The sequence below is a fragment of the Myxococcus sp. AB025B genome (assembly GCF_006518215.1).
Taxonomy (GTDB): Bacteria; Myxococcota; Myxococcia; order Myxococcales; family Myxococcaceae; genus Myxococcus; species Myxococcus fulvus.
In genome coordinates this window covers 1-5813 of sequence record NZ_SRLW01000446.1, presented here as the reverse complement: position 1 = coordinate 5813, position 5813 = coordinate 1, and the positions used below count along the sequence as shown (strand labels likewise).

Here is a 5813-nt window from a genome sequence, read left to right as displayed (position 1 = left end):
GTAGCGGAAGCCCTCCGCCGCCGCGGACGTCCCCCGTCCATCCCGAGAGGCCCCGTGTCGGCGCGGGCGTCGCTCGGCCCACCCAGACCGAGACACCATGCGGCCCCTGCCCCGACGTGCCCATCCCTTGCGTGGAATGAAGCTTGAGGCCCTGCCCTTGTTGGGGGCGCTCGTCCTGGGCTTCATCGCCTGCGAGGAGCGCCCGCCCCAGGGCGCCTCCGCCCAGGGGCCCGGCCCGGCTCCGAAGCTGGCGCCGTTGGGCCGCGCGCCCGAGGCGCGGCGCGTCCCCGACGAGTACATCGTCGTCTTCTCCGAGGGCATCACGGGGCAGGCCATCGACTCGGCCGTGGGCCGGGTGGCGCGCGCGGGCGGCATCAATCAGGTGCGGCACCGCTACCAGCTCATCCCCGGGTTCGCGGCGCGCCTGGACAGCGCCCAGGTGGAGCGGCTGCGCGCCGAGCCGGGCGTGGCGCTCATCGAGGAGGACCAGCAGGTCTCCCTCAGCGCCACGGTGCCCAGCCCCGCGGACGGCATCGACCGGGTGGACCAGCGCCAGGGGCGCGACGGCCAGTACAACGACTTCGACAACACGGGCGCCGGGGTGCACGTGTACGTGCTCGACACGGGGCTCAACACGGCGCACTCGGAGTTCACCGGACGGGTGGGCTCGTCACAGAGCTTCGTGCCGGATGGCCGGGGCGTCGAGGACTGCCACGGCCATGGCACCCATGTGGCCAGCACCGCCGTGGGCACGCTCTATGGCATGGCCAAGGAGGCCACCGTGCACCCGGTGCGGGTGCTGCGGTGCAACGGCCTGGGGACCTGGGGGGCCATCATCGCGGGCATGGACTTCGTGCGCGCCGACTGCCCCCGGCAGGACGGGCCCTGCGTCGCGAACGTGAGCATCACCGGGCCGCTGTACGTGCCGGCGAACCTGGCCGCCGCGGCGCTGGTCAACGCGGGCATCCCGGTGGTGGTGGCCGCGGGCAATGACGACCTGAACGCCTGCACCCAGTCCCCCGCTAGCGAGCCCCTGGTCATCACCGTGGGCGCCGTCGACGACGCGGACGTCCGGGCGACGTTCTCCAACTGGGGCCCATGCGTGGACATCTTCGCGCCGGGGGTGAGCATCCTCGGCGCCTGGATGGGCGACGCGGTGGCGAGCGTCGTCGACGAGGGCACGTCCATGGCCAGCCCCCACGTCGCCGGCGCGGTGGCGCAATACCTGGGCACCCACCGCACCGCCACGCCCGCGCAAATCGTCGCCAACCTGCGCGACTCCGCCACGCTCGAGTGCGTGGAGGACCTGAAGGGCTCGCCCGACTCGCTGCTCTTCAGCGACCTGACGCAGGGCAACGGCTTCTGCGTGGGCGAGGCCAACAGCTGCGTGGGCCTGTGCGGCGTGGGCGCGGAGGGCTGCTTCTGCGACCCGAGCTGCCTGGAGTTCAACGACTGCTGCCCCGACTTCCAGGAAGTCTGCATGTGAGAGCCGTTCCAAGCGGAGGAGGAAACACCATGTCACGAGCACGTCGTTTTCTGGTGATGGGTAGCACCGCCTGCCTGGCCCTGTTGTCGGGCTGCACCTCCAGTCCCCACGAGCAGCAGGTGGCGAACTTCGGCCGCACGCTACGCGGGCTCGGCGACGCCACCCGGCTGAGCCAGGCCGAGTGGACCACGTACCGGGCGGACGAGGCCTACCTGCATTCCATCGCCAAGCCGGACGTGCGCGTCCGGTTGAACCTGGCGGACCCGGCCCAGTACCGCTTCGCGAAGGCGCGCCTGAAGCTGGCGGGCAAGACGCCGGAGAACTCGCCTTACCTGTTCGAGGCGCTGGCCGCGCGCCAGAAGGAGCATGTGTCGCGGGGCTTCGCGCCGGGCCAGCTGTCGTCGGAGGACGCCGGGCTGGCGACGTCCGCCGAGCGCAAGGAGATGCACGCCATCGAGTCGGCCAACGCGGGTGAGACCACGCGCGAGGAGAACGACGGGCAGGGCGTGTCCACGTCCACCTTCCCGGGCGGCACGTACTACACCTACGCGGACACCAACTTCACCGACCAGACGGGCCACCCGCTCACCCAGCTCGCCTGGGCGGAGGAGTACGACCAGGGCACCAACCTCACCGTCCCGACCACGGCGAACCTGGCGCTCACCCAGCTGGGCCGCTACCGGGTCTCCTCGTACAAGGTCGAGGACTCCGTCGAGGGGTTCAAGGACTCGTACATCTACTCGGAGTTCGGCTCGCCGCCGGGCACCACCTCCACGCGCCCCACGTACTCCGCGCTCACCGTCCAGGCGCCCGTGGACACGGTGCTCAACGACAACCTCATCTCCGTGTGCCTCAACCGCACGTGGACCCAGGACTGCGACTACGACCTGACCGGCACCCCGCAGGCCATCAAGCTGCCCCTCAAGGGGCAGCTGTCGCTCACCTCCGCGCCCCACACCTTCGACCAGGCGAAGATCAACCAGTTCAAGGCGGACCTGGCCCTGGGGACGCCGACGTATGAGGTGGGACACCTCAAGCTCATCCTCACCAACGCGGGCGGCGGCTGCGACGTGACGGACGGCAACCTCATCGAGGCGAGGATGGGGCAGTTCTGGGACCGCGCCTCGCTCAGCGCCGACAAGAAGACCTTCTCCTGGGATTTGACGGGCGCCCACGCGGCCTTCTTCGACGACGGCTGCCGCCAGGTGCAGGACGAGGTGAAGCTCACGTTGAAGATCGTCCTGCCCGTCGTCGGGACGGGCGGCACCACGTACCAGTCCTCCGTGACGCTGAGCAACGACCGCGCCGTGCCGCGCCCGGACTACACCTTCAAGAAGATCACCGTCACCAACAGCTGCCTGGCGGCGGGGACGCAGATCGCGCTGGCCGAGGGCAAGGTGGCGCCCGTGGAGTCGCTCAAGGCCGGTGACAAGGTGAAGAACCCGCACCAGCCCACGCTCACCGTCATGGACACGGCCGTGGGCACCGAGACGGTGCCCATGGTGCGCATCCGCAGCGCGGCGGGCCACAGCCTGTTGATGACGGAGATGCACCCCATCCAGGTCCTGGCGCGCGGCATGGTGCAGGCCCGCGCCCTCAAGCAGGGCGACGTGGTGATGACCCAGGCGGGCCCCAGCAAGCTCGTCGAGGTCAGCCGCGAGCCGTACGCCGGCAAGGTGTACAACGTGAAGGTCGGCTCGGACGCGGAGAAGCTCGCGCTCGCCCAGGACCAGACGGTGGTCTACGCCAACGGCTTCGTCGTGGGTGACGGGCAGATCCAGCAGAAGTACGAGTCCATCGCCCAGACGCAGAAGAGCGCCGACGTGCTGGCCTCGCTGCCGTCCCGGTGGCACCGCGACTACAAGCTGGCCGCCCGGCGCCAGTAGCAACCCAGGAGCGAGGGGCGCGGCCCCGAAGGCCTCCGCGCCCCTCGCCCGACGTCATCACCCTTCCAGACCGCCGGCCATCCAGTGGAAGTCCGCTGGATGGCCGTGCCCGTTGCCGCCCCGCCGTTCGCCTCCCGCCGCCCAGACCTCGGAGTGAACCTGATGCAGCCTCGCAACGTCCCCCTGCTCCCGCTCGTCCTCGCGCTGGCCCTGGCATGTGGCGACGCCAGCCCTCCCGAAGCCCCACCGCCCCAACAGCAATCCCAAGCGACGCTCCGGGAGGAGGCGCAGCGCGCGGAGCGGCGGCGCATCGCGAGCCGCCAGGTCGTGCAACCCGCGGTCCAGCTCGCGCAGGCCACCGCGCCCGACCTGGCCGCGGCGCTGGACATCCCCGCGGGCATGCTGGTGAGCAGCCAGCTCACCGCGCCCGCGCCCGACCAGACGACGAAGGTCATGTCCAACTACGGCATCATCACCCCGCGCAAGGGCCCCTCGCTCATCGTGCTGGGCACCGGCTACGTCAATGACCGCGCCCGGCTGCCCGAGCCCGGCACCGACTTCGCCCCCGAGGGGGCCGAGGGGGACGTCGTCACCCTGCGGCTCACGATGAACGTGCCCGCGGGCATGACGCGGCTGTCGTTCGACTACCGCTTCCTGAGCGCCGAGTCGCCCGACTTCGTGGGCAGCGAGTACAACGACCAGTTCACCGCGCACGTGCAGGACGCGCAGGGCACGCGCCTGGCCGAGCAGACCTCGGTCAACAGCGCGCACTTCTTCGACGCCTCCGCCACGCGCGCCAAGGACACCCAGTTCGACGTGCTGCTCGCGGACGACCCCTCGGGCGTGGACTTCTTCCCGGCGAGCTACCCGGACGGAATCCAGCTCTTCCCGGACGCGGGCATCACCGACTTCAAGACGGTCAACGTGGCCATCGCCGGCGGCGGGCCGGTGACGCTCGTCTTCGAGATCCGCGACCTGGGCGACGGCATCCTGGACTCCAGCGTGGTCATCGACAACGTGAGCATCTCCAGCCTGGAGAAGATCGACCCCAACCCCATCCTCATCGACCCGCTGCTGCGCAAGGTGGAGACCAACCCGGGCCGGCTCGCCACGCTGGGCACGCCCGCCAGCGGCGTCGCCGCCGACGGCGTCAGCGTCATCCTGCTGCGCGCGCGGCTGCCGGGTCCCGGCACCCTGCGCTTCAAGCTGGGCGACACGCACCTGCCCGCCAACGGAGGGCTCAGCCTGGTGGGCTCCTCGGACGCCCCCACCAACGTCATCGACGCGACCGCCCAGCAGGTCGCGACCCACCAGTACTACGCCTTCGCGCTCTACACCGCGCCCGAGGACTTCATCCGCCCGGGCCAGGAGGCCACCGACAGGCTGCTCAAGAAGCGCGCCGTGACGCTCTCCACCCTCTACACCCCGGCCAATGGGACGCCCTTCCCGGACACCCACGAAATCGAGGTGGTCCGTCCGCCCATCGTGGCCATCCATGACCTGTGGTCCGACTGCCAGTACTGGGAGTGGCACGCGGGCATCTCCTCCAACATCCTGTTCGACGTGACGTGCGCCGACTACTCGACGACCAGCTCGGAGAGCATCGACTCGGAGGCGAACCGCGCCGCGCTCGGCAAGGCCATCCGGGAGGCGCTGCTGGAGATGCGCCTGAGCTACATCGCCGTCACCCAGGTGGACGCGCTCGCCCACGGCATGGGCGGCATCATGGCGCGCAGGTTCGCCGCGAGGAGCGACTACCTGCGCGCGGACAACTTCAACAAGGGAGACCTCAACCGGCTCATCCTGCTGAACACGCCCCACGCGGGCACCGCCATCGCCAAGGCCATCGTCGACACCCGCAACCACATGAAGGGGACGGCCAGCTACCAGGTCGCCTGGGACGAGCTGAAGCTGGAGATGCTCCGGGACTTCAACGTCTCGCTCGAGGTGGACTCGGGCACCACGTCCTTCGAGGACCTGCAGCCGGGCAACCCCCTGCTCACCTCCGTGGGCGTGACGAACGTGCCCACCCACGTGCTGGTGAGCCTCAACGGGAAGAACATCGAGCGTCCCCAGGGACAGGGCATGCTCTTCGACCACATCAAGGTCCTCTACACCAACATGGAGGCGTACCACCCGCTGGTGGACAAGCTCACGCCCCCGGCGAACTGGAACCTCATCATGCGCGCGAAGACCTCGCGCAACCCGCAGCAGGCCGCGCAGCCCAGCCGGCTGTTCTGCGACAAGGACTACGACATGTTCGCCTCGGAGGCGGACCAGCGCGGAGGCGCGCCCACCACCGCCACGACGTCCTTCGCCATGGACGCGAGCGTGCCGGACCTCGAGCACTTCAAGACGCCCTCCAACTCCAGCTACTACGCGAGCATCGTCAACCTGCTCAACAGCCCCGTGGCCAGTGACAGCTTCGCCCCGTCCCTCCC

Annotated in this window: 3 protein-coding genes; all 3 read left to right on the top strand. The window is 70.0% G+C overall.

Features of this window, described 5'->3' with window-relative positions; all coding sequences use genetic code 11:
• Positions 1-136 precede the first annotated feature (136 nt).
• Entirely contained in the window at positions 137-1486 is a 1350-nt protein-coding gene (locus FL311_RS40380) for a S8 family serine peptidase (protein WP_228557409.1), read from the top strand.
• 29 nt (positions 1487-1515) lie between these two features.
• A complete protein-coding gene (locus FL311_RS40375; RefSeq protein ID WP_141332961.1) occupies positions 1516-3372 on the top strand; it encodes a Hint domain-containing protein in 1857 nt (618 codons plus the stop codon).
• A 162-nt stretch (positions 3373-3534) separates the two neighbouring features.
• The coding region (locus FL311_RS40370) for a choice-of-anchor L domain-containing protein (RefSeq protein ID WP_141332960.1) at positions 3535-5813 on the top strand (2279 nt) is incomplete at its 3' end.

What these genes read in the sequence shown, in the direction of transcription:
- FL311_RS40375 (WP_141332961.1), top strand. Translation starts at nt 1,516, where the DNA reads ATGTCACGAGCACGTCGTTTTCTGGTGATGGGTAGCACCGCCTGCCTG.
- FL311_RS40380 (WP_228557409.1), top strand. Translation starts at nt 137, where the DNA reads ATGAAGCTTGAGGCCCTGCCCTTGTTGGGGGCGCTCGTCCTGGGCTTC.